General features: G+C 66.9%; 21 protein-coding genes and 1 pseudogene. 6 read left to right on the forward strand and 16 right to left on the reverse strand.

The genetic code is table 11. The annotated features are described in order from the left end of the window. Positions 1–2 precede the first annotated feature (2 nt). From FY030_RS16500 to FY030_RS00160, 7 genes are all read right to left on the reverse strand, one after another. Positions 3–896, reverse strand: coding sequence for a DNA methyltransferase (locus tag FY030_RS16500; protein ID WP_202879729.1), 894 nt, complete (start codon positions 894–896; stop codon positions 3–5). Then, entirely contained in the window at positions 884–1,885 is a 1,002-nt protein-coding gene (locus FY030_RS16505) for a site-specific DNA-methyltransferase (RefSeq protein WP_238348475.1), read from the reverse strand. Before FY030_RS16505 ends, FY030_RS16500 begins: the two co-directional genes overlap by 13 nt. 425 nt (positions 1,886–2,310) lie before the next feature. Next, the gene (locus FY030_RS00145) at positions 2,311–4,272 is read right to left on the reverse strand and encodes a site-specific DNA-methyltransferase (protein ID WP_158059742.1); all 1,962 of its coding nucleotides are present in this window, start codon (positions 4,270–4,272) and stop codon (positions 2,311–2,313) included. 2 nt (positions 4,273–4,274) lie between these two features. Beyond that, positions 4,275–4,958, reverse strand: coding sequence for a DUF4391 domain-containing protein (locus FY030_RS00150; protein WP_192498657.1), 684 nt, complete (start codon positions 4,956–4,958; stop codon positions 4,275–4,277). Further along, positions 4,951–6,573, reverse strand: a complete 1,623-nt coding sequence (locus tag FY030_RS16630) for a C-terminal helicase domain-containing protein (RefSeq protein ID WP_337692504.1) — start codon at positions 6,571–6,573, stop codon at positions 4,951–4,953. Before FY030_RS16630 ends, FY030_RS00150 begins: the two co-directional genes overlap by 8 nt. After that, positions 6,480–8,210 carry a DEAD/DEAH box helicase family protein gene (locus FY030_RS16635; RefSeq protein WP_238348476.1) on the reverse strand — a complete coding sequence of 577 codons (1,731 nt, stop codon included), beginning with the start codon at positions 8,208–8,210 and terminating at the stop codon, positions 6,480–6,482. The genes FY030_RS16630 and FY030_RS16635 overlap by 94 nt, the downstream gene beginning before the upstream one ends. Beyond that, the gene (locus tag FY030_RS00160; RefSeq protein WP_158059744.1) at positions 8,210–8,416 is read right to left on the reverse strand and encodes an excisionase family DNA-binding protein; all 207 of its coding nucleotides are present in this window, start codon (positions 8,414–8,416) and stop codon (positions 8,210–8,212) included. Before FY030_RS00160 ends, FY030_RS16635 begins: the two co-directional genes overlap by 1 nt. Before the next feature lie 121 nt (positions 8,417–8,537). Between FY030_RS00160 and FY030_RS17250 the strand changes: the two are divergent. After that, positions 8,538–10,139 (forward strand): annotated as a pseudogene (locus tag FY030_RS17250) (transposase). Positions 10,140–10,350: 211 nt separating this feature from the next. Here the strand turns inward: FY030_RS17250 and FY030_RS00175 are convergent. Together FY030_RS00175 and FY030_RS00180 are read right to left on the reverse strand one after the other, a co-directional pair. Next, positions 10,351–10,980 (reverse strand): response regulator transcription factor, encoded by a 630-nt coding sequence (locus tag FY030_RS00175; RefSeq protein WP_158059745.1) that lies wholly within the window; start codon positions 10,978–10,980, stop codon positions 10,351–10,353. Beyond that, positions 10,977–12,170 carry a sensor histidine kinase gene (locus FY030_RS00180; RefSeq protein ID WP_158059746.1) on the reverse strand — a complete coding sequence of 398 codons (1,194 nt, stop codon included), beginning with the start codon at positions 12,168–12,170 and terminating at the stop codon, positions 10,977–10,979. Before FY030_RS00180 ends, FY030_RS00175 begins: the two co-directional genes overlap by 4 nt. Positions 12,171–12,277: 107 nt before the next feature. Between FY030_RS00180 and FY030_RS00185 the strand changes: the two genes are divergently transcribed. From FY030_RS00185 to FY030_RS00195, 3 genes are all read left to right on the forward strand, one after another. Then, positions 12,278–13,198, forward strand: coding sequence for a hypothetical protein (locus FY030_RS00185; protein WP_158059747.1), 921 nt, complete (start codon positions 12,278–12,280; stop codon positions 13,196–13,198). 110 nt (positions 13,199–13,308) lie between these two features. Next, entirely contained in the window at positions 13,309–13,653 is a 345-nt protein-coding gene (locus FY030_RS00190; protein ID WP_158059748.1) for an ArsR/SmtB family transcription factor, read from the forward strand. Further along, positions 13,650–14,105, forward strand: a complete 456-nt coding sequence (locus FY030_RS00195) for an SRPBCC family protein (RefSeq protein ID WP_192498658.1) — start codon at positions 13,650–13,652, stop codon at positions 14,103–14,105. The genes FY030_RS00190 and FY030_RS00195 overlap by 4 nt, the downstream gene beginning before the upstream one ends. Before the next feature lie 51 nt (positions 14,106–14,156). Here the strand turns inward: FY030_RS00195 and FY030_RS00200 are convergent, their stop codons facing one another. Beyond that, positions 14,157–14,801 carry a TetR/AcrR family transcriptional regulator gene (locus tag FY030_RS00200; protein WP_158059750.1) on the reverse strand — a complete coding sequence of 215 codons (645 nt, stop codon included), beginning with the start codon at positions 14,799–14,801 and terminating at the stop codon, positions 14,157–14,159. Between the two features lie 148 nt (positions 14,802–14,949). On the opposite strand from FY030_RS00200, the gene FY030_RS00205 reads away from it, so the two are divergent. Then, positions 14,950–15,729 (forward strand): glucose 1-dehydrogenase, encoded by a 780-nt coding sequence (locus tag FY030_RS00205; protein WP_158059751.1) that lies wholly within the window; start codon positions 14,950–14,952, stop codon positions 15,727–15,729. A gap of 47 nt (positions 15,730–15,776) precedes the next feature. Continuing rightward, complete coding sequence (locus tag FY030_RS00210; protein WP_238348477.1) at positions 15,777–16,202, forward strand: nitroreductase/quinone reductase family protein; 426 nt, start codon at positions 15,777–15,779, stop codon at positions 16,200–16,202. A gap of 63 nt (positions 16,203–16,265) precedes the next feature. Here the strand turns inward: FY030_RS00210 and FY030_RS00215 are convergent, their stop codons facing one another. The 6 genes from FY030_RS00215 to FY030_RS00240 all read right to left on the reverse strand — a co-directional run bounded on the left by FY030_RS00215 (position 16,266) and on the right by FY030_RS00240 (position 22,130). After that, positions 16,266–16,550: a ribosomal L7/L12 family protein gene (locus FY030_RS00215; protein ID WP_158059753.1), complete on the reverse strand. Its 285-nt coding sequence runs from the start codon at positions 16,548–16,550 to the stop codon at positions 16,266–16,268. Positions 16,551–16,598: 48 nt separating this feature from the next. Further along, positions 16,599–18,065 carry a protein adenylyltransferase SelO gene (locus FY030_RS00220; protein ID WP_158059754.1) on the reverse strand — a complete coding sequence of 489 codons (1,467 nt, stop codon included), beginning with the start codon at positions 18,063–18,065 and terminating at the stop codon, positions 16,599–16,601. A 91-nt stretch (positions 18,066–18,156) separates the two neighbouring features. After that, a complete protein-coding gene (locus tag FY030_RS00225; RefSeq protein ID WP_158059755.1) occupies positions 18,157–18,717 on the reverse strand; it encodes an NYN domain-containing protein in 561 nt (186 codons plus the stop codon). 29 nt (positions 18,718–18,746) lie between these two features. Then, on the reverse strand, positions 18,747–19,931 hold the full coding sequence (locus FY030_RS00230) for an alpha/beta hydrolase-fold protein (RefSeq protein WP_158059756.1): 1,185 nt from the start codon (positions 19,929–19,931) through the stop codon (positions 18,747–18,749). Beyond that, complete coding sequence (locus tag FY030_RS00235; RefSeq protein WP_158059757.1) at positions 19,928–20,923, reverse strand: hypothetical protein; 996 nt, start codon at positions 20,921–20,923, stop codon at positions 19,928–19,930. Before FY030_RS00235 ends, FY030_RS00230 begins: the two co-directional genes overlap by 4 nt. Beyond that, a complete protein-coding gene (locus tag FY030_RS00240; RefSeq protein ID WP_158059758.1) occupies positions 20,913–22,130 on the reverse strand; it encodes an ATP-grasp domain-containing protein in 1,218 nt (405 codons plus the stop codon). Before FY030_RS00240 ends, FY030_RS00235 begins: the two co-directional genes overlap by 11 nt. Positions 22,131–22,162 lie beyond the last annotated feature (32 nt).

Below are 22,162 nucleotides of genomic sequence, written 5' to 3' on the forward strand. Positions count from 1 at the left end.
GTTCAGATCGTCCTTAGCTCGGTTTCGGGAGACACCTCTCGGAAGATCTGCTCGGCGTTGATGCGCGCAGCATCGCTTGCGAAGGCAGCGTCCAAGAAAACTACGCGCAGCGGGTGTCGGCTGGCGATTTCCTTCACTAGGGCGTCGGTGATCTCGTCCGCAAAGCAGGCGATCAAAGCGCCATCGGCGACCGACAGGACTCGTCGCGCACCCACGTCTTCGACCGCGATCGGCTCGGCGAGGTCAAGCCCCCAGTCGAGCAGCACTTGGAAGAGCAGGTCTTCGTCGGTCCGGTCGGGCTTCACGCTGCCGACAGCGTCGGAAAGCGCGATTTGCATTAGGTCGTCCGCCGTGGCGAGCGTGTCAGCCATGTTGGTCGTGGCAACGCGCAGCGAACGGAAGCCCACGTCAACGCCGTCTCCTACGAGGCTGGCAGAATTGGCAACCGCGTGGCCAGCGCGTCGCAGCCGCTCGCGCGCGATGTCTGCGATCGTCCGGCAAGTGGCCGTTGCGCTCGCGTTCGGTAATTCCTCCGGGAGCTGGACCAAAATGAACTGCCTGGGGTGCCCGTCACGTGCGGAAGCCTGCATCACGGCTTGGCCAGTGGTTCCAGAGCCCGCGAAGAAGTCGAGAACGATGGTCGGTTCGGCATCTACCGGCGAGAGCGCGAGCAGCCCCTCGATCAGTTTTGACGGCTTCGGGTAGTCGAAGGGAATGTCACCCATCAACTCCCTGAACTCAGTCGCCCCGAGCTGAGTGCTGCCGTACTCCTGGTGGTGGAGGACGTTCCTGGGCACAACCTTGCCCGCGTCCGAAAGGAACTTCTTGATACGAGGCAGAGCTGACTGTCCATCCGCGCCCCAGTAGAGCCGGCCGTCGTCGATCAGTTTCTGCATGGCATCGCGGGAGTACTTCCACGAGGCCGTACGGGGGGCCATACCTCGACACCGCTCGGGTTTCGGATCAGGTAGTACAGGTTCGGACGTTCGGCCGCAGTCTTGTTCGAAGTCGCGACAACTGAGTTCCATCGCCCACGAGGGTCGCCGTCCGGATTCGTGTAGTACTTGTTGTGCTGGTCGTTGCGCTCAAGGCGCTCGATCACGCCCGGGCGCTTGAGCCGCGCATATACGAGGATGGTCTCGTAGTCGTTGCTGAAGAACTGTGAGTCGTTTGAGGGGCTCACCTTTTTCTGCCACACCAGGGCGTCAACGAAGTTGCTCGCACCGAACACCTCGTCGCACATCAGTCGCAGTGAAGCAACCTCGCCGGAATCGATACTGATGAACATCAACCCGTTTTCCGCCAGCAGGTTCCTCGCGAGTCTGAGTCGGGGATAAAGCATGCTCAGCCAGTCGGAGTGAAAACGGCCGTTGGCCTCAGTGTTCGCGACGAGGCGGTCGCCTGTCTCCGACTTCTGGCCGGAGCGGGCGAGGTAGTCGGCGGTCGACTCGGCAAAGTCGTCGTCGTAGATGAAGTCGTTTCCTGTGTTGTAGGGCGGGTCGATGTAGATGAGTTTGACCTTGCCGAGGTATGACTGCTGAAGGAGTTTGAGGGTGTCGAGGTTGTCGCCTTCGATGAAGAGGTTCTTGGTGGTGTCGAACTCAACGGACTCTTCGCGCACAGGGCGCAGTGTCTCGGCGATCGGCGTGTTGGCGACGAAGGCGGCGGCGCGCTTGCCTGGCCAGTCGAGCTGGTAGCGCTCATGCGGTCCTTCGACAATGTGCTCCGACAGTTCCTGGCGAAGCGCGTCGAAGTCGACCGTGCGGACGGGGTTGCCGTCGGGGTCGAGAGTCTCGGTGATGACGGTGGGAAACAACTCGGTGATGGCGTTGATGTTGCGCTGGGTGAGGTCTGGCGAGTGCATCTTGCGCTTCTCCACGGTCATTCCTAGTTGCTCGGTACGGGGTCGGTCAGCTCGTTGAGCACAGCGGCGCCTTCCTTGATCTGCTTGCGGAATTCGATCTTGCGGCTGAGCTGTGGCGGTGCGCTGCTTCGTCTCCAGCGCGGCGATCTCGCGGGTGAGCGCTCGGTGCATCCCGTCCGGTCAAGGCACGTCCGAGTCCTTCGCCTGGCCTGATGGGATCGTTGTCGTTGATGTGGTCTTGGGGGATGAGGTGGTTGTGCAGCGCCTGCGCAAGCGCCCTCCGCGTTGCGCAGACCGACGTCCTCCTGCAGGGTCTGCGCCTCCTCTTTGCCGGGGTCGATCCCGTCCTCCACACCATCGGCGTACGGCTGCCCGGTAACACCTCCACGACGGCATCGGCAGCCTCGGTCTGGTACTGCTGGACCTTGAACTGGATCTTCATCGTGTCAGATCGCCCTTACCTCTGTCGCGGGTGACACCTCGCGGAAGATCTGCTCGACGTTGATGCGAGCGGCGTCGTTGGCGAAGCCCGCGTCCAGAAACACTGCGCGTAGAGGGTGCCGCCGCGCGATCGCCTTCACAACACCATCGGTGACCTCGCCGGCAAAGCACGCGATCAGGGCACCGTTAGCTACGGACAGAATCCGTCGGGCTTCGATCACTTCAACCTTGATCGGCTCGGCAAGGTCAAGCCCCCAGTCGAGAAGCACCTGGAAGAGCAGGTCGTCGTCGGTACGATCAGGCTTCACGCTGTCAATCATCCCGGTGAGCTTTCCCTGGCCGAGCGCGTCGGCGGTTGTGCTGGTGTCGGCCATGTTCGTGGTGTCCACTCTAAACATCCGGAAGCCCGCGTCAGTCGCGCTGGCAGTGCCGATGGCGTCGCCGACGCGACGCAATCGATCACGCGCGATCCCTGAGATCGTTTCGTAGGCGTGTGTCTCCGCGACGCTCTTCTCGGGGACCGGTTCGGCAACCTGCACGAGGATGAAGCGCCGCTGGCTCTCCGTCGCCACGTTGAGGTCGAGCACTGCGTGCCCTGTGGATGCCGAACCCGCGAAGAAGTCAACCACGATGTCATGGGGTTCGGTGAGGTACTCGATGATCCGACGAAGGTCCTTCCAGTTCTTCGGGTTGTCAAAGACTTTGGCACCCATGAGCTTCATGAAGTCCACGGCTGCGCTCTGCGCGTAGCTGTAGTGGACGGAACCCATCACCAGCCCTTCCGACTCGAACAAGTAGCGAATGAGGCGCGGAAGCGTTGTCTCGTCAGGGCCAAACACCACGTGCCCGTTGGCAACCATTTCGTCGAAGCGCTGCTTCGTGGAGAAGACCCACCCGCGCGGCGGGACTTTGCAGAGATTCCCGGTCGCCGGGTGTAGGATGTCAAAGCGAGGGCCCCCGCCTCCTGGCCAGGAAATGTCGCCGTCGTCCCGGTACGGTCCCCGCGGTCCGACCTTCGAGAAGCGCCCCAACTTGCGACGCTCATCGTCCTTGGGGAAGGACGAGGTCCACTTCCGCCACTCCGCTTGCGTTGCCTCCCAGTCGTCAGCATTGCGCGCGGTCGCGTCAGCGATGAACTCGCGCGCTTCGACGATCCCGCTCTGGGGCTCCCTCAGCCGCGTGCCGCGTTCGGTGAGAATGGATTTGTTGCGTGCATATACAATCATGTACTCGTGACCGACAGAAAAGAACCTGGCGTCGTTCTTGCGGTTACGGTCCCATACGAGGACGGCGAGCTTGTTCGAGGCCCCGAACACCTCGTCGAGTAGAAGCTCCAGCGCGGAGAACTCGGCGTCGTCGATGCTCACGACGATGTACCCGTCTGGGGTGAGTAGCGACTTCGCAAGCTTCAGTCGGGGATAGATCATGTCGAGCCAGTCGGAGTGGAAACGCCCGTTGGAGTCGGGGTTCGAGCGGAGCCGTTCACCTGCGTTGTTGACCTGTCCCGAGCGCAGGAGGTGCTCGTCCGCCCCTTCGGAATAGTCGTCTGGATAGACGAACTCGTCGTTGCCGGTGTTGTACGGCGGGTCGATGTAGATCAGCTTGACCTTGCCGAGGTACGACTCTTGAAGCAGCTTGAGGGCGTCGAGGTTGTCGCCTTCGATGAACAGGTTCTTCGTCGTGTCGAAGTTGACCGAGTCCTCCCGCACCGGACGCAGGGTCTTGGCGATGGGCGCATTGGCGGCGAATGCGGCGGCGCGCTTGCCTGGCCAGTCGAGCTGGTAGCGCTCCTGCGGCCCCTCGACGACGTGATCGGTGAGTTCCTGACGGAGCGCGTCGAAGTCGACCGCGCGGACCGGGTTGCCGTCGGCGTCGACGGTCTCGGTCACGACCGTGGGGAACAACCCCTTGATGGCGTCGATGTTGCGCTGGGTCAGGTCCGGCGAGTGCATCTTGAGCTTGTCCACGGTCATTCCTTGTTGCTCGGTACGGGGTCGGTCAGCTCGGTGAGCACTGCGGTGCATTCGTGGATCTGCCTGCGGAGTGCGATCTTGCGGTTGAGCTGTGGTTCGGCGCGCAGCGTCTTCTCGAACGCGGCGATCTTGCGGGTGAGTTCGCGGATACGTCCAAACCGGTCGAGGGCCTCCGAGAGTTCTTCGCCCGGTCTGAGGGGGTGGGGGAGCAGACGACCCACCAGTTGGCTGTAGAGGCCGTTCATGTCGAGGGCGGCCGGCAGTGGGACCCGTGGTTGGGCGCTTTCAATCCAGCCGGTGTGGAAGTAGTCGGTGGCCTTGGCCTTGCCTCCCGCCCGCTTGTGGGTGGCGGCCATTGCCTGCCCGATCCACAGGCCGTCCTCGCGCCGCAGCTCGAAGATGATCTGGCTGGGAATGGCCTTGTCGATGGAGGCAAGCACGGAGTTGTTGAGGCTGGAGCCCTTGAGGTCAACGACGAAAACCTGGATCTCTGTGATGGACTCGCCGGGCGCCAGACGGAGTGACTCCTCGCCGAGTTTGTAGGCCCAGCGGACCCGCCGAACCTCGTTGACGAACCGCTGCTTGAGCGCAGTACCCGCACTGGCCTCGGCGTATAGGCGCTCTTTCGGAATGACTTGATTCACCTTCGCGGTCTCGGGCCAACGGATGAGGTCAGTCACCGGTCGCCTCGGGTTCGACGATGGCAAGGAAGGCGATTAGCTCGAAGTCATCCAGTCCCTCGAAAGTCTGTTGCAGGGCAGTGGTTTTGGCGCCTGAAAAGAGGCTGTCGATGTCGCGTTGCTCTGTGACCTCGATGAGGGAGTTGATGGCCTCGGTGAGAAGGTTGGAGTAGACGCCCATCTCGGCGCCTTCGCTTGTGTGCTGGTTGAAGGCGTGATACGCAGCGGGGATTGGCTCAGACGCGCTTTGGCAACTCGCCCGGATCAGGTCGAGGAGCTGTTTGACCTCGGTGTGGTCGGTGATGACCTTGCCGTCGTTATCGAGGTAGATCAGGTAGTGCGGGTGAAGGCGGTTGTGGCGGTTGATTTTCGTCCGTTCATCAACACTGCGCAGAGCGAAGATCACTCCGGGGCACAGACCACGCTCGGGGTCGGCGGGGACGGCTGCGTGGAGGCCCTTGGGCGAAGAGGCGAGGTCGCCGTATTGCTCCAAGTACTTGAGCAGATCCATGCGGAAGTCGTTGAGCCCGAGGTCGGTGATGGAGACGCCGGTGCGCACATCCTCCAACTCGATCACCTCGTCCTGCAGCCGGCGGAGCTGCTCCTTGCGGAACTTGGTGTCGTTCGACTCTTGGGTGAGGAGGTTGTCGTCGGCGGTGGCCGCGAGGTCGGCGATGACCATGCGGTTCTCGACGCGCTCCTTGAGGTTGATGTATTCGTCGAGGCTGATATCGGGCCAGAAGTTCACCATCTGGATCAGGGAGTTCTTCGATCCGATGCGGTCGACGCGGCCGAAGCGCTGGATGATGCGTACGGGGTTCCAGTGGATGTCGTAGTTGACGACGTAGTCGCAATCCTGGAGGTTCTGGCCTTCGGAGATGCAGTCGGTGCCGATCAGCAGGTCGATCTCGCCGGGCTCATCAGGGAACACGACCGCCTTGTCCTTCGAACCGGGCGAGAAGAACGTCAACAACTTCTGGAAGTCGAAGCCGTCGCCCAGGGTCGTCTTGGGGCGAGTGGCGCCAGTGACCAGGCCGAGCTCCATGCCGGTGCTGGCGTGGAGGGTCTGCTTCAGGTTGGTGTAGAGGTATCGGGCGGTGTCAGCGAAGGCCGAGAAGAGCAGCACCTTGTTGTTGTCGCTGTTGAGCGGGCTCGAGACCTTGTCCCTGATGACTTGTTGGAGCCGTTGGAGCTTTCGGTCGTGCTCCGGGGTGATGAGGTCCATCGCCTCGACGAGCTCGCGGATGGTCTCCCGGTCGTGCCACAGGTCGTTGCGCCACGAGAGGGTGTCCATGTCGTCGAGGTCGATCTGATACTTCCTGCCGACCGATGGTGCCGCCGGGACCTCGAAGTCGTCGTCATCGGCCTCGATCTCGCCGAAGGCCGCGCCGATGTCAGCGATCTGACCGTCTTTGTCGTCGAGGTCGCGCAACGCGTGGTCGATAGCGGCTTCAACCTTGCGTAGCGTGATCCGGAACGCCTCGACCGAGCTCTCCAGCCGCTTGAGCAGGTTGACCGTCATCAGGGTCTTGAGACCCTGCTCCCGGCCGGCCATGCCGAGGTTGCCGCGGGCGGTGCCGCCCTGGACGGCGTACATGTCGACGTACTTCTGCATCTTGCTGGGGAAGACGTAGGACAGCGGGGTGTAGACGGCAAGGTTGAGTACCTGGAGCTGCTCGAAGATCTCGTTGAATGCGGGCGCCTGCGGCAGGTCAGTGAGCGGCTCGCGGATCGACTCCGGCTGGAGTCGGCTGGGGAAGGCACCGATATCGGCGGTGTCATAGAACGACTGAATGTGCTTGCGTGAACGTGCGATGGTGACCGCGTCGAGCAGCTCAAAGAAGTCGAAGTCGAGCATGCGGAGAATCGCCTCGGTGGTGCGCTCCTCGGCGGGGAGCTCGGACCACTCCTTGAAGACGGCTTGTGCTTCGCGGAAGGCCTGCTCGACCGACTTGTTGATGTCGAGCTTTGCGGATAGCTGCTCGGACTCGCCTTCGTAGGCAAGCTGTAGCTGGTTTTTGAGATCGTTGAAGCGGTTGTTGACGGGGTGGCCGACAGCATGAGGACCTTCGTCTTCACGCCACTCTGGATGACCTTGTGCATAAGCCGCTGGTAGCGGCTCTCCTTTTCCTCGGCATAGTCGGCGTTGCGGAAGTTATGGGACTCGTCGATCACGACGAGGTTGAAGTTGCCCCAATTCACCTTGCTCAGGTCGAGCTGGCCAGAGTAGCCCTTGTGGCGGGAAAGGTCGGTGTGGGCGAGGACGTGGTAACTGAAGCGATCGGCCGAGAAGGGGTTCGTGACGTAGGGGCTGTTGTAGGTCGTCCAGTTGTCTTCGAGCTTCTTCGGCGCGAGCACTAGGACCGACTTGTTGCGGCTCTCGTAATACTTGACGACAGCCAGCGCCGTGAAAGTCTTCCCGAGGCCGACGCTGTCGGCCAAGATGCAGCCGTTGTAGGTCTCGAGCTTGTTGATGATGCCCACGGCGGCGTCACGCTGGAAGTTGTAGAGCTTCTTCCAGATCTCCGAGTCGCGCCACCCGGTCAGGTCGTCGGGGAGCACGTCCTCGCTGATGTCTTCGAGGAACTCCGAGAAGAGGTTGTAGAGGATCAGGAAGTAGATCCGCTCAGGGCTGTTCTCGGCGTACACGCTTGCAATGTGCTCGTGGACGAGCTTGGTGACGTCCTCGACCTTCTGGGGACTCGACCAGATCTGGTCGAAGGTCTGGAGGTAGGCCGAGGTCAGCGGGGCCTCGTCGATCTTGTTGACGAGGTTGGAGACCGCGTCTCCTCGCTCGTAGCCGAGATCGGCGGACGTGAAGCCTTGGAGTGGCATGTAGGCCGTGTGTTCGTCCACCACCGCAAATTGCTGCATCGGAGCGCCGGTGTTGTTGGACTTGAACGTGGCCTTGCGCTTGATCCAGTCCGCGCACTCCCGGGCGATCGCGCGCTGGGTGAGCCTATTGCGCAGCCGGATCTCGAACTCTGAGCCGTACAGACTGGACTCCCGCTTGGTCTGCGGGATGTAGAACTCTCGGCGCTCCTTCTTCACCTTGTCCGTGGCCTGGCTGGCGACGAACGTCGGAGCAGTGAAGATGAACTCCAGTTCCCGGACGCCTTCCAGCTCCTTGCGCAGTGCCTCGAAAGCGTAGATCGAGAAGGTCGAGGCGGCGATGCGGAGCTTGGAGCCGCGCGTGAGGGTGACCCTGATGTCGTCGCCGAGTAGGCGGTTGAGGTTGTCGATGACCTCCATCAGCACATCCCCCTCTTCGGGGCCTTCGCGGTCTCGTCGGCGCCGTCGCTACGTACCCAGTCGTCGACCTCGGTGACCCTGAACTTCCACAGGCGACCGACACGCTGGGCCGACATGCCCTTCTTCGCGATCCAGGTGTAGAGGCTGTCCTTCGTTACCCCGGGATGCTCGGCGATCACGTCAGCAGACACCAAGGGTTCGGACACGCGTCTCACGTTAACCGCTTTTCACAGATGACGGTGTAGGGGGCTGGCGCGTCGCTGTCGTGGTGAGGGTCGAGGTCTTCCCATGATGGAAGTTTTCACACCGCCGACCTGGAAGACCTCGATGTGCCTGACGCTACCCTCACCCGCCCTGACGACCTTCACCGGCCTGGACGAGCTCGGCCTAGGTCACCGGCCAACGGTTCAAGCCCGACCGTGCCGTCCTATCCTGCCGGGTCGTCGAGCCGGATGTCTGGCGCCGGCGGTGCGGCTGCCAGGGCGTCCCTCGGGACACGGTGACCCGGGAGCTGGCGCACGAGCCGTTCGGGTGGCGCCCCACGACGCTACTGGTCACCGTCCGCCGCTACCGGTGAACGGAGTGCTCGCACGTGTGGCGCCTGGACACCACCGCAGCCGCCGAACCGCGGGCCAAGATCTCCCGCGCCGGCCTGTGGTGGGGCCTGGTCGGGATCGTCTGCCAGCACCTGTCGAGGGCGCGCGTCGCCGAAGGCCTGGGCGTGGCGTGGAACACCGCCAGCGAACGCGGTCCTGGCCGCAGGCCAGCGCCTGCCTATCGACGCCCCGGCCCGCCTCGACGGTGTCCGCGTGGTCGGCGTCGTTGAGCACGTGTGACGGCACACCCACCGCGGTGGCAAGTACGTCACCGTCATCAAGGACCTCCCCCCGTCCGTGACGGCACCGGGCCCTCGCGGTTGCTGGACATGGTCGAGGGCCGCTCCAAGAAGGCGTTCAAGGACTGGCTGGCCGACCGCGACCAAGCCTGGCGCGAGGGGGTGCAGGTCGTGGGCGATGGACGGGTTCTCCGGGTTCAAGACCGCCACCTCCGAAGAACTCTCGGACGCGGTCACCGTGCTCAACTCCATCCATGTCGTCCCCCTGGTCGGGACGCCCTGGATAAGGGTTGCGTCGTGTCCAGCCGGCCACCCGCGGGCACGGTGCCACCACGACCCGCTGTACAGCCCGCCGCACCCTGCACACCGGGTGTGACTTGCTCACCGACAAGCAGCAGCACCGGTTGGACAGGCGGGTGTCCTGGTTCACCCTGGAGTCCCTCACGGCCGCGATCGGGCGCGCGGCGGTCGACGGGACGGTCAGCAAGGTCTGGCCAGGATCACCCGGGCCGAGCCGATCGTCGTTTGATGACATCGGCATGCTGCCCTTCGGGCAGGCCGCCGCCGAGGCGTTGTACCGACTTGTCGATGCAACCTACGAGCGCCGCTCCCCGGCGGTCACCAGCAACATCGACCCCTCCGGGTGCGACACGGTCATGCCCAAGACCCTGGCCACCGCCGCAGTCGACCGGTTCCTGCACCACGCCCACGTCCTCATCACCGAGGGCACCTCACTACGCCTGGCCGAGGCCACCACCGGACGCGGGGGTGATCCCCTTAACCTGACCGCTCGAGGGACATCAGCTGACCGCGGACAGGGAGATGAACGGTCCGCCAGCGGGGAGATCTACTGTCCGCCTACCGGGAAGTACCACTGTCCCTTGACACTGTCGCATACCTCGGGCGTTGGGCCCACCTTGGACGCCGCATCGGCGGCACTCCACAGACGGGCAAGATGGCGCCGAGCCATCGTCGCTCCCAGGGCGGTGATGATGGCCCCCTGCTTCGTCACCTACGCACGTCGAACCGTACCCCAGAAAAGTACTGCAGTGGGGTACGCAATCGGCGCGATTGAGTGCTGTGCAACGCCCTGAACTGCGGGGATATGGGTCCTCGCGTACCCCACCCGTGGACTTTGCAAGCAGGGGGTCAAGGGTTCCAGTCCTCTCACCCCAGGCCAGAGACTGTTCCCGCCACGGGGGCCTCTTTCGTGCCCGTACTCAGGAAAGTGCGGAGCGGCTGACGCCTCGCGCGTGGCCGCTCGACATCGCGGGCACCCTGGTCGCGGAGCCGGACCGGACGGGGCTAGCTGACGAAGCCGGACTCGAAGGCGGCCACCACCGCCTGCGTGCGATCACGCACCCCCAGCTTCGTGAGCAGCGACCGGACATGCGTCTTGACCGTCTCGTGCCCCAGATACAGTTCGCCGGCGATCTCAGCATTCGACAGCCCACGGGCGAGCAGGGCCAGCACCTCAGCCTCCCGCCCGGACAGCTGCGGCAGTTGGCGGGTGGGCTCGGTGCGGGCCGTGCGGACCAGGTCGCGGATGGCCTCGGGAAACAGCAGCCCGTCGGCAGCGGCCACCGTGCGCACCGCGTGCACCAGCTGGTCGGCGCCGGCCCGTTTCAGCAGGAACCCGTGCGCACCAGCCTCCAGCGCCTCCAGCACGTAGGAGTCGTGCTCGAACGTGGTCACGACCAGCATCCGCGGCGCCGGATCGAGTCGCAGCAGCCGTCGGGTGGCCTCGATCCCGTCCACCCTGGGCATCCGGACGTCCATCAGGACCAGGTCCGGGGTCAGCTGCCGGCTCCGCGTCAGCGCCTCCGCGCCGTCGGCAGCCTGCCCGACCACCTCCATATCGGGCTCGGCCCCCAGGATCGCCGCGAAGCCGGACCGCACCATCGCGTCGTCGTCCACGACCAGGACTCGGATCATGAGTGCCGCTTCCGGGCGGGGAAGCGGGCGAGCAGCCGCCACCGCTGTTCGCCGTCGACCGTGACCGGACCTGCCTGCAGCGTGCCGCCCAACAGGGCGAGTCGCTCCCGCATGCCGAGCAGACCGTGGCCACCGGTGCGGGGCGCGGAGCCGTCCGTCGTCGCCACGGGGTTCTCCAGCAGCACCTCGAACCACCCGTCCTGCAGACGCACCGAGCCGGTGGGGGTGCCCGCGCCGTGGCGGCGCGCGTTGGTCAGTGCTTCCTGCACGACCCGGTATGCCGTGTGCTCGACCGTGCCGTCCACCTCACCGGGGAGGTCGAACCGCACCGTCGCCGTCCCGTCCGTCCCGAAGGGTGCCAGCAGATCCCGGAGCGACGGTGCCCCCGGCGGGTGTGGGTCGCCCCGGCGCAACGTGCCCAGCACGTCGTCCAGCTCGGCGACGGCCGCCCGCGTGGTCATCGAGATCTGCTCCAGGGCCTGCCGGGCGAAGGCCGGGTCAGCGTCCGCAACCCGGGCTCCCGCTTCGGCCTGCACGCCGATCGCGGTCAGGGCATGCCCCACCGAGTCGTGCAGCTCCCGGGCCAGCTCGTTGGCGCGGAGCATCTCGCGGCGCTGCTGCGCGGCGTGGGCCAACCGGTCCTCGGCCGTGGGTCCGAGGGTGCGCGGAGCGAGAGTCCGGAGCAGGGCGACCAGCAGCGGCTGCACGAGCAGCCCGGTGGCGGCCACCAGCAGCCCGAGCAGGACCAGCAGGACCGTGGGAAGACGCGCGAGTCCGGCGGGCAGCACCCGGCCGGAGGCATCACCGAAGGCCAGCACCAGCATGGCGAGACCCTGCGGCAGGCACCACAGCAGGGCGAGCAGCGACACACCGCCCAGGACGATGACCGCGGCGGCCCACACCAGACCCCGGCCGCGGGCGCCCCAGGACGAGGTGTCCGCGGGGTCTGGCAGGTCGACCTCCAGCAGGGCCCGAGCCAGCGCGACCTCTGCGGGTCGCACCGGCGGAGCCAGCAGCAGCCACGCCACGAGGACCACGGTCACCAGGACGAGGGCGGCCATTGCGACACGCGTCGGACCAGTGGTGTGGACCACCGTCTGGCTGAAGCCGAAGACCAACCAGGCCACCAGTGCCGCGCAGGCGCCGCCCACGAGCAGGTGGAGCAATCCCTTCGTCCAGCGGGTGACCATGCCCCCATCCTCCCAGTGGCACCTCGCTGCACGCTCCCCCCAGCGAGGGAGACGGACCACCCGTGCGCGTGAGGTGGGGCACGGCATACCGGCGGGACGGTAGAGGCATGAACATCCCACAGACAACCACCGCAGCCACCAGCGCGTCCAGGGAGGGCGCCAGCCCACCCCCCGGACTGCCCCGCGTCGGCCCGGTGCGCCGCTCGCTCGCGGCCTTTGCCGCCCTGATGACGCTGCCCTACCTCGCGCTGAAGATCGCCTGGCTGTCGGGGTCGGGTGTTGGCCTGCAGGACCCGGAGTTCGGATCTAGCATCGCCATGCTGGTGCTCAACGCCGTGACCATGGGACTGGACGTCGTGGCGCTCATCCTGGCCGGCGTCTTCTTCTTCCGCCGCGGCATCCGGGCCCCGCTGTGGCTGGTGCTGCCCCCGATGTGGATCGGTGCCGGACTGCTCGGGCAGATCCTGGTGACCATGCCCGTGAGCCTGGTCTGGCAGGCGGTCAGCCCCGCGCAGCCCACGACCGGAGAGACCCCGCCGATCGCCGATTGGGTCTACGCAGCGGTCTACGCCGGCTTCACCGGCCTCGCGATCGGTCTGCTGGGGGCGTTTGCGATCTATGCCTGGCAGCGGTGGGGCCACCTCCCACTTCTGCCGTCGGGTGCACGTGCCCGCGTCGCCCTGCGCGCAGCGACCGTGCTCGTCGTGGTGGCCGGTATCGCCGATGCCGTGCTCGCTGACGTGCCGCAGAGCAACCGGGTGATCGACCTCGTGGTGGCCGGCGTGGTGGCCGCGTCGCTCCTGGCGCTGACCCGGCCGGCCGCGGGGCGCGGCACGGTGGTCCTGGCGTTCGTAGGCACAGGTGCGCTGGCCGCCTGGGGCAGCTACCTGGCTGTGGTCCTGCTCGTGCCGAACGAGCTGGCCGGTCAGAGCACGGTCGACTGGGCCACGGTGGGCGCGTCGCTGGCCCGCGCCACCGCCGGGTTCGCCGGTGTGGGGGCCCTGGCGCTACGGCTGCGGGGCCGGTGACCACCCCCTACGCGGATCGACCGGGGTCGCCGAGACGTGACTCTCATCCTCTTCTGCCCAAGCGCCCGTGGGTGTTGACGCCTGACTGAGCTCCAGCCATACTTATCCATATGGTTAACCATGTGGACGTCTTCGCCGCTCTCGGCGATCCCAACCGTGCACACATGGTCACGCGTCTGGCCACGACCAACGCGACCGTCTCCCAGCTCGCACGGGAGACCTCAATCAGCCTCCCGGCCACCCTCAAGCACCTCGGCGTGCTTGAGGAGGCTGGCCTGGTCCGTCGCGTCAAGCAGGGCAGGACAGTCACGGTGAGCCTGCGCCCGGAGGCCCTCGTCGAGACCGAGGCCTGGTTGCACCGCACCCGCACGTTCTGGACAACCCAGCTGGGGCAGCTCGCCGCCAGTTTTGAGACACCATCCCTGTCGCCGCACCCCCCGGAGGACCCATCGTGACCACGAACCACACCCCCGTGGACGACTTCACCGAGCTCGTCGTCCACCAGCAGGTCGCAGCCCCGATCGCCGACGTGTGGGCGGCGTGGACCACCGTCGAGGGCCTGGTGCGTTGGTGGTGGCCGCACTGGCCGGACACCATCTACGAGATGGAGGCGATCTCGGGTGGCCGGTGGTCGGCCCGCAGCGAGGAGGGCCAGACTGGGGTCGAGGGCGAGGTGGTCTCAGTGGACGAGCCGCACGTCCTCGAACTCACCTGGCGCTGGGACAGCGAGGACTCCGAGGATGCCGTCCGGGTCGAGTTGGCCGAGATAGACGGCGGCACCTCGGTCACCGTCCGGCACCGAACCCCGAGCAGCGGACAAGACGACTACCGACAGGGCTGGGAGTTCGTGCTGGGCAATCTCCAGGCCGCCCTCGAAGCAGAGGCGGGCGCCGAGGCCGCGACTTAGCTGAGGCAGCAACTCCTGATGGCGGTGGGACTCATTCGGGGTCGGTGGGCATCAGTCGTTGGTCGACGGCCCCGGTCCAGGCGCGGCGTACCGGGCGGTGGTGGTGCGAACGGCCTCGTCGACCACCTGAGCGACGCGATCAGCGCTCACCTCCCAGCCCGGCACGAGGAGTGTCGGCCAGAAGACGTAGTTGGAGATCATGCCCAGAAACTGGGTGGCTGCCAGCTCCACGTCTTCGACCCGCACGGTACCCGCCTCGTGCTCGGCTAGCAGGTAGCCGCGTACGGATTCGAAGTAGGGCATCTTCCCGTGCGAGAACTGCGCATGGGCGAGTTCGGGGAATCGCGGCAGCTCGGCGATGACGATTCGGAACAGGTCGGTCATCTGGGGGCGGCTCAACAAGTCGGCGTAGCGGCGACCGATGATGCCGAGCCCCTCAACGATGTTGCCTCTTGGCGGAGGATCCTCTTCTTCAGCGGATGACCAGGACTCGGTGACCATGGCCTCGAACAGGGCAGCCTTGCTCGGAAACTGTTTGAACAAAGTGGCCCGCGAAACGCCCGAGCTCTCCGCGATCCGCGCCAGCGAGGTCCGGGCGTAGCCCAACTCGAGGAACAGTGCGGTCGCGGCCGACAAGATCAGCGCGCGCTTCTCCTGGGCGACGCGCTGGTGATACGTCGACACGACCCTGCTCATGGACCGAGCGTACGAGGTGAGTCACTTGACTCACCATCGCGGGGAGTCTAAGGTCGGCACAATGGTGAGTCACCTGGCTCGCCATTGGCCCGCCGTTCATCATCACTGATGATCCCCGGTCAGTCACCCATGTACCGAAGGACATCTGATGCCCCGTTTCGACGACCAGACCGTGCTCGTGACCGGTGGGACCGGTGGCCAGGGGTCGAGCCACGTACGCGCCTTTCATGCAGAGGGGGCGAACGTGGTGATCGGCGCCATCGACGCCGAACGCGGCGCCGCTCTCGCCGACGAGCTCGGGACCCGCGCTCGCTTCACCCACCTCGACGTCACCGACGAGAGCTCGTGGTCTGCCGCTGTGTTAGCCGCCGAGAGCACCTTCGGCGCCCTGCACGTGCTCGTCAACAACGCGGGCGTCCAGAACCCGCCAGCGCCGATCGAGAAGACAGACCAGGCCACGTGGTCGCGCATCCTTGACGTCAACCTCACCGGGACCTTCCTCGGCATCAAGGTCACCGCCCCCGCTCTGCGCCGCGCAGCAGGGGGAGCCATCGTCAACATCGCCTCGACCATGGGCTTGGGCGGCACCGCGCACTACGCGCCGTATGTCGCCAGCAAGTGGGCTGTGCGAGGGCTCACCCACACGGCAGCGCTCGAGCTCGGCCGGGACCACATCCGCGTGAACACCATCCACCCCGGCGTCATCGCGACCCCCTTCATCCAAGAACCAGCAGCCGGTGCCACCGCGGCAATCGCCGACTTCTACTCACCCGAGCCGTTCGCCATCCCCCGACTTGGAGAGCCGGCCGACGTCACCCGGCTCCTCTTGTTCCTCGCGTCATCAGACGCGTCGTTCATCACGGGGTCGGAGTACGTCATCGACGGTGGTCTCCTCCTCGGGCCCGCCCTTCAGGCCGAAACCGGATGAGCAGTCCAGAGGCGACCGGAGGCCACGACTCCGTATGGGACGCGTCCTTGTCGCACCTGCCCGATCACGTCCGGCGAGCCATCGAGATCACCCCCGCCGCAGGCACCAGCGAACGGATCATCGACATCACGACACTGGGACGCCGCACCGGTCGGCCACGCCGCATCGAGATCTTCTTCTACCGAGCTGCGGGCGTCACCTACCTGTGTAGCGGCGCCGGCGGGGGTGCTACCGACTGGCATGCGAACCTTCTGGCCAATCCCACCTTCACTTTCCACCTCAAGAACGGGGTCGGTGCAGATCTGCCTGCACGGGCCTCGCCGGTCACTGCCCCCGCTGAACGTCAGGCCGTGCTGGCGGAGATCGTCGCGGATCTCAACCAGCCCCACGACCCCGGCACCATCCGGCCGACCCGGCTCGAAGACTGGGCCGACAGCCGGCTGATGCGCATCAGCTTCCCGCCACCGGCCTGATCGCGGACTCCTCGACAGATGACCTACTCGCCCGGCGACACCTTGGCCCGACCTCGGGCGAGCTCAGCTTTGGTCGGCGGCGAAGGCGTCGATGGCGTCCTTGGCGTCCTTGAGCCCGGCGCCCGTCTCCTCGCGGTAGGCCTTGATCGCGGCGATGTGCTTGCCCTGAGCCACCAGCGCGCGGATCTGCGGGGTGATGCCGGGGCGGGTCTGTCCGCGCAGTTCGGCGAGCTCGCCGGTGCCCACCCCCGCCCGGCGCGCCAGCTGGGCGACCAGGTCCTCTAGGAGACGGACCTCGCGGGTGAGGGTTTCGACCTGTGCCTGCAGCTGCCTGTCTTGTCCGAACATGCCAGGAAACCTACCCCTCGACGACGGGGGGACAGCCTTCCGCGTGGCTCAGGTCCCGCAGAAGGTCCGGTAGGTGCGGCCGAAGTCCTCGGGTGCGGGGGTCGCGTAGCGCTCCAGCCCAGGACGCTCGCGGTAAGGGTCGGTGACCGCCTCCAGCAGCTGGTGCAGCGGATCCAGATCGCCCTCGGTGCCGGCGGTCAGGGCCTCCTCGACCAGGTAGTTGCGGGGGATGTAGACGGGGTTGACCCGGTCCATCGCCTCCGGATCCGGGCCCAGGGCGCGCCAGCGGTTGAGCCAGGCGTCGAAGCCCGCCAGGTCTAGGACCACCTCCCGCGCGGCTTCAGCGTCACCTCGCGCGGCGGGACCCAAGCTGCGGAAGAAGGAGGTGTGGTCGGCGCGGGCCTCACGCATCAGGGAGAACAGGTCGCTGACCAGCGGGACGAGCGTCTCGTCCTCCACCGCTCCCGTCAGCCCGAGCTTGCGCCGCATACCTGCGGCGAAGGCGGCGTCGTACTCCCCCGCGAACGACCCGAGCGTCTCCGTGGCCAGCTCGACCGCACGCTCCTCGTCCTCGTCCACCAGGGGCAGCAGCGTCTCCGCCAGCCGGGCCAGGTTCCACTGCGCCACCCCCGGTTGGTTGCGGTAGGCGTAGCGCCCGCCGACGTCGATCGAGCTGTAGACCGTCGTCGGGTCGTAGGCCTCCATGAAGGCGCACGGCCCGTAGTCGATGCTCTCCCCCGAGATCGTCATGTTGTCGGTGTTCATCACCCCGTGGATGAAGCCGGCCAGCATCCACTGTGCGACCAGCGCGGCCTGGACGCCGATCACCGCCCGCAACAGAGCGAGGTATGGCTGCTCGTCCTCCCCCGCTCCGGGGTGGTGCCGGGCGATCGCGTGGTCTGCCAGGCGGCGCAGCAGGTCGAGATCGCCGGTGGCCCGGGCGTACTGGAAACTGCCGACCCGCAGGTGGCTGCTCGCGACGCGGGTCAGCACCGCGCCCGGCAGCACGGTCTCCCGGCGCACCTGACGTCCAGTGGCCACGACCGCGAGCGAGCGGGTCGTGGGGATGCCGAGGGCGTGCATGGCCTCGCTGATGACATACTCGCGCAGCATCGGTCCGACGGCAGCCAACCCGTCGCCACCCCGGGCGAACGGCGTGCGGCCCGAGCCCTTGAGGTGGATGTCCCGCAGGCGCCCGTCGGCGTCGACCAGCTCGCCGAGCAGCAGCGCCCGCCCGTCACCCAGACGTGGGGAGTAGCCACCGAACTGGTGCCCTGCGTAGGCCTGCGCCACCGGGGTGGCCCCGGCAGGCACGTGCAGGCCGAGCAGCAGACGCACGCCCTCGGGGTCGCGCAGCCAGGCTGGGTCCAGGCCCAACTCTGCGGCCAGCGGCTCGTTGAGCACGAGCAACGAGGGATCGGGGGCCGGCTCTGCCTGCCAGCGCAGGGCGAGCTCGGGCAGCTCCTGGGCGAAGCGGGTCTGCAGCTGCAGGGTGGTCGGACCGGCGAGGCTCACCTCATCGAGACTACGTCAGCATGCCCCAGGTGACGCCCTGAGCGGTCGTGCGAGGGGCGGGGCGAACGGGCGGGCCCGTTCAATCCCCGACTCAGAGGAACTGCTGCGGGTCGAACTCCTCGATCGGGATGATCCGCAGGCGCGGGAGCGGGGCGTTGAACACCCTGGTGTCGTGCTCGAGGTCGAAGAACTCCATCCCCTGGCGCACCAGGTCGTGGAAGCCTGAGTTGCGGAACTCCTCGAAGGCGATGAGGCCGACGCGGCGCTGGCCGTCCATGAGCGGGGTGATCGCCTCGAGGAAGTCACCATCGTGGCTGACCAGCATGACGTCGTCATCGCGCTCGCCGAGCGCCTCCAGGGTCCGCTGGATCGCGATGTCGACGACCTTGTCCTCGGCACTTCCGGACAGCGGGACCGGCACATAGCCCAGCGCCCGCAGGGCCTGCACGAAGGCCATCGGCAGGCCGGTGCTGGCGTTGAGGAAGAACAGGCCCTTGGCCGGTTGCGCCCACCGCTCCTGGGTGAAGGCGAGCAGCCGGTCCCACCGCGGCCGCTCGTCGGGGTGCGGGCGCCGGCCGAGGATCGAGTTGCCCAGCGTCGCGTCGATGTTCTCACCGTCGACCAACAGGTATGACGTCTTGTCCACAGGTATTACCTCATACTTTCTTTAGATCTCTACCATCATTCATAGACATATTTCTGCGGCCCGGGGAAGATCCACGACAGACCATCGCGGAGCCGGTCGCGCCAGTTCTCCCAGGAGTGCCCGTCCCGAGACTCCAGATAGCGCACCTGGGCGCCGGTGGCCTCGAAGACCGGGACCATCGAGCGGTTGGGCACGATGAGCGGCTCGTAGACCCCGCAGGTGATGAACATCCGGTTGGCCACCTTGCGCGGCCGGGCCCGGTAGCGGTTCATGAACTTCACCACCGGGTCGAAGGCCGGACCGCCGCCGTGGTCGTTGCCGATGTCGGTGAAGACGAACGACCCGGACTGCAGGAAGAGGTTGTCCCAGACCCCCGGGTTGCGGTAGGCGGTGGTGAGAGCGGCCACGGCGCCGAAGCTGGCGCCCATCAGGCAGCGGGCGTCGGCGCGGCGGACCACCGGCCAGCGCTCCTCGATCGCGGGCAGCAGCTCGTGGGTCAGGTGCCGGGCGTGGGGTGCGTAGTTCGGATACTCGCGCATCCGGTCCCCGGGGTTGGAGAAGACCACGATCGTCTCGGCCATGTCGATGCTGTGGATGAGGTTGTCCAGGACCGTGCGCATCGCGGAGAAGTTCACGTAGTCATCGCCGTCGTGCACCACCAGCAACGAGTAGTGGCTGCTGGGCCGGAACCGCGCCGGCAGGTAGACCCGGTTGTGGGTCATCCGGCGCAGCGCCTTGCTGGCCAGCGGGAAGTCGACCAGCTCCCCGGGCCGGGTCTCGGGCTGCGGCAGGGACCAGTGCGGCACCTCATAGCCGGCGGCCTGGCAGACGCTGGAGGAGCCGACCGGGCTGTGCGCCAGGCGCGGGTTGAGCGGGTCGTTGATCGTCTCGGCGGCGTCCCCGGCACGCACCTGGAGCTGGTACTCCACCCGGCTCTGCGCCGGCAGCTCGATGGTGACGTACCACAGCGAGGTGCCCTCCACCCGCCGCATCGGCACATGTTGTGGCTGGTTGACGATGCGGTGCTGCACGGCGACCGCGTCCACCTCCCCCTTGTAGAGGAAGGTGCACCGCGAGCCCTCGACGATCGGCACCTCGCGCTCGTGGAGGAAGGCGTTGACCGCGTTCTCGTCCAGGTTCGGGCGGGTCCGCAGCTCGTTGATCGCCAGCTTGCCCTTGTGGCGGGGCGGTGTGGGGTATGGCGTGGGCAGCAGGCTCATCCGGTGGCCTCCCGGTCGTGTCGGACGACCTTGCCGTCGGGGTCGACGATCCTCGCGCCGGTCGGGACCTCACCGCCCACGGTCAGCGTCACCTGGGCGCCGGGGTCGAGCAGCACCGGCAGCCGGGGGGCGCACCGCCTGGCGAGGACGGCCATGCGCGCACGGTCCTTGACCGTCAGGCGGGCGGTGGCGTTGGGCAGGGCGACCAGGCCCCGGGTCAGCGCCAGCCCGTCCATGAGCACCTCGGAGACGGCGGGGGCTACGACCGAGTCGTCGTAGAAGAGCAGCACGCGCTCGGTGAGCACCATCGCGCCCGCACCCCAGGCGATGATCGGCCGGTAGAGCGTGGGCGCGGGGTCAGGGTTTTCAGCGGTCTCCGGGCTGGGCGCCGCGAGCGCCGGCGCCAGGTTGGCGATGTGCAGCGAGCCGAGCAGCACCCCCACGTGGCCGCCGGGGATGACGACCGCGTCGCAGTCGGCGATCCGGCGTCCGACCAGGAAACGGGCCTCGGTGACGGCGGGGCGGTGCTCGGGCTCATAGGTGGCGTAGAACTCCAGGTGCACCTCCGCGACCCGCTGCCGGTGCCGGTCGTCCATGTCGCGCATGATCGCCAGCACGTCATCGGTGGCCATCTGCACCGCCCGCTCGTCGCGGGACTCCAGGGAGTGGATCTCACGCAGCGCCTCGGCCGCCTTCTGCAGCCCGATGACGTAGAGCTCCTGCATCTCGCCGAGCACGTGGCGACGTTGCCGGTCGGCGGCCTCCAACTCGGGGTCGGCCTCCCACAGCTGCTGCAGCAAGCGCCACAGCCTCAGGTTCACCGTGTTGCCGCCCAGCTCGGCGTCGAGGACCTCGTCCTCCCCCTCTCGCTCCCGCCACCCCGCCGTGATGGTCGCGAAGCGGCACCCCTCCAGCTCGAGGGAGCGCACCACGTCCTGGAGGTGAGGCTCGCGCTGCGGGCCTAGCAGCGTGATGCGGGGCTCAGCCGGCATACACGTGCACCGTGCGACCCACGTCGTCAAGCATCTGGCGCAGGGTGTCGAAGTCCGGGTGCCGCATCCGGATCCAGGCGTTGGCCATGTAGCCGGCCGCGACCGGTTGGGTGCCCGTGCCAGGGCTGGGGATGTAGGCGTCGATGATCCACCGCCCGTATCGGTTCTCCACGTCCTCCAGCCCGCTGTAGCCGTGGATCACCCCATCCTGGTCCGGGCGCAGCGCGATGATGCCGGCGCTGTGGCTGCGGCTGGGCCGTTGGCTGACCCGGCCGTGCACGATCGCCTCCGCCCACGCGGCATACACGTCCATGTCGTTGGCGGCGTTGTAGAGGTCCCAGCAGCCCACCCCGGGAGGGCGGGCCCCGATCTCGGAGAACTTCAGCCCCTTGGGCCCGTGGAACCACTCCATGTGGGTGGCGGAGGTGCCGATGCCCAGCGCGTCGCCCACCCGGCGGCCCATCTCGCGGATCTCCTCGTAGAGCCCGCCGCCGTCGATGCGGTTGGTGGCCACGAACTGCGGGCTGATCCACCGGGTGCGCATGGCCTCCAGCACGCCCGGGAAGTAGTGGGAGACGAAGTCGAGCTCGACCCGTCCATCGATCGTGAGGGTGTCGTAGAAGCCCTCGTGGCCGGAGATGAACTCCTCCACCGCGATCGAGGGGTAGTTGCCCATCGACGACAGCGCCGCGCCCAGCTCGGTGTCACCGTCGACCCGGATCGTGTCAGCGGCACCCGCGGCGTCCCGGGGCTTGAGGATGAGCGGGTAGCCGACCTGGCGGGCGAAGTCCCAGACCTGTTCGGCGGAGTCAGCGCCGGTCGAGGCCGCGGTGGGCACCCCGGCCTGGCGCAGGGCCTCCTTCATCGACGGCTTGTCGCGGCACAGCCAGGTGGTGTGCACGGAGGTGCCGGGTATGCCGAGCGCCTCCCGGACCTGGGCGGCCACCAGCTGGTGGGCCTCGATGGTGGACTCCAGCCGGTCGACCCAGACCTTGTCCTGGATGCGGCGGACCGCCTCGGTCATCTCGCCCAAGTTGGTCACCGAGCCGACCTGCTCGTAGTGCACCATCGTGCTCCGGAGCTCGTCGTCCAGGTAGTCGGCTGGGGTCTCGCCGACCCCGATGACGTTGGCCCCCGCCTGGGCCAGCACCCGCGGGAACTCGCGCTGGTTCCTGGGGAAGTGCGGCTCGACGAAGACGATGTTCACGGTGCTGAGCCTGCCATAGTCCGGCGCTGCCG

The organism is Ornithinimicrobium pratense (assembly GCF_008843165.1).
GTDB classification, from domain to species: Bacteria; Actinomycetota; Actinomycetes; order Actinomycetales; family Dermatophilaceae; genus Ornithinicoccus; species Ornithinicoccus pratensis.

What these genes read in the sequence shown, in the direction of transcription:
- FY030_RS00185 (WP_158059747.1), top strand. Translation starts at nt 12,278, where the DNA reads ATGAACATCCCACAGACAACCACCGCAGCCACCAGCGCGTCCAGGGAG.
- FY030_RS16635 (WP_238348476.1), bottom strand. Translation starts at nt 8,210, where the DNA reads ATGGAGGTCATCGACAACCTCAACCGCCTACTCGGCGACGACATCAGG.
- FY030_RS00190 (WP_158059748.1), top strand. Translation starts at nt 13,309, where the DNA reads ATGGTTAACCATGTGGACGTCTTCGCCGCTCTCGGCGATCCCAACCGT.
- FY030_RS00215 (WP_158059753.1), bottom strand. Translation starts at nt 16,550, where the DNA reads ATGTTCGGACAAGACAGGCAGCTGCAGGCACAGGTCGAAACCCTCACC.
- FY030_RS16505 (WP_238348475.1), bottom strand. Translation starts at nt 1,885, where the DNA reads ATGACCGTGGAGAAGCGCAAGATGCACTCGCCAGACCTCACCCAGCGC.
- FY030_RS00235 (WP_158059757.1), bottom strand. Translation starts at nt 20,923, where the DNA reads ATGCCGGCTGAGCCCCGCATCACGCTGCTAGGCCCGCAGCGCGAGCCT.
- FY030_RS16630 (WP_337692504.1), bottom strand. Translation starts at nt 6,573, where the DNA reads ATGCAGAAGTACGTCGACATGTACGCCGTCCAGGGCGGCACCGCCCGC.
- FY030_RS00200 (WP_158059750.1), bottom strand. Translation starts at nt 14,801, where the DNA reads ATGAGCAGGGTCGTGTCGACGTATCACCAGCGCGTCGCCCAGGAGAAG.
- FY030_RS00205 (WP_158059751.1), top strand. Translation starts at nt 14,950, where the DNA reads ATGCCCCGTTTCGACGACCAGACCGTGCTCGTGACCGGTGGGACCGGT.
- FY030_RS00230 (WP_158059756.1), bottom strand. Translation starts at nt 19,931, where the DNA reads ATGAGCCTGCTGCCCACGCCATACCCCACACCGCCCCGCCACAAGGGC.
- FY030_RS00180 (WP_158059746.1), bottom strand. Translation starts at nt 12,170, where the DNA reads ATGGTCACCCGCTGGACGAAGGGATTGCTCCACCTGCTCGTGGGCGGC.
- FY030_RS16500 (WP_202879729.1), bottom strand. Translation starts at nt 896, where the DNA reads ATGCAGAAACTGATCGACGACGGCCGGCTCTACTGGGGCGCGGATGGA.
- FY030_RS00175 (WP_158059745.1), bottom strand. Translation starts at nt 10,980, where the DNA reads ATGATCCGAGTCCTGGTCGTGGACGACGACGCGATGGTGCGGTCCGGC.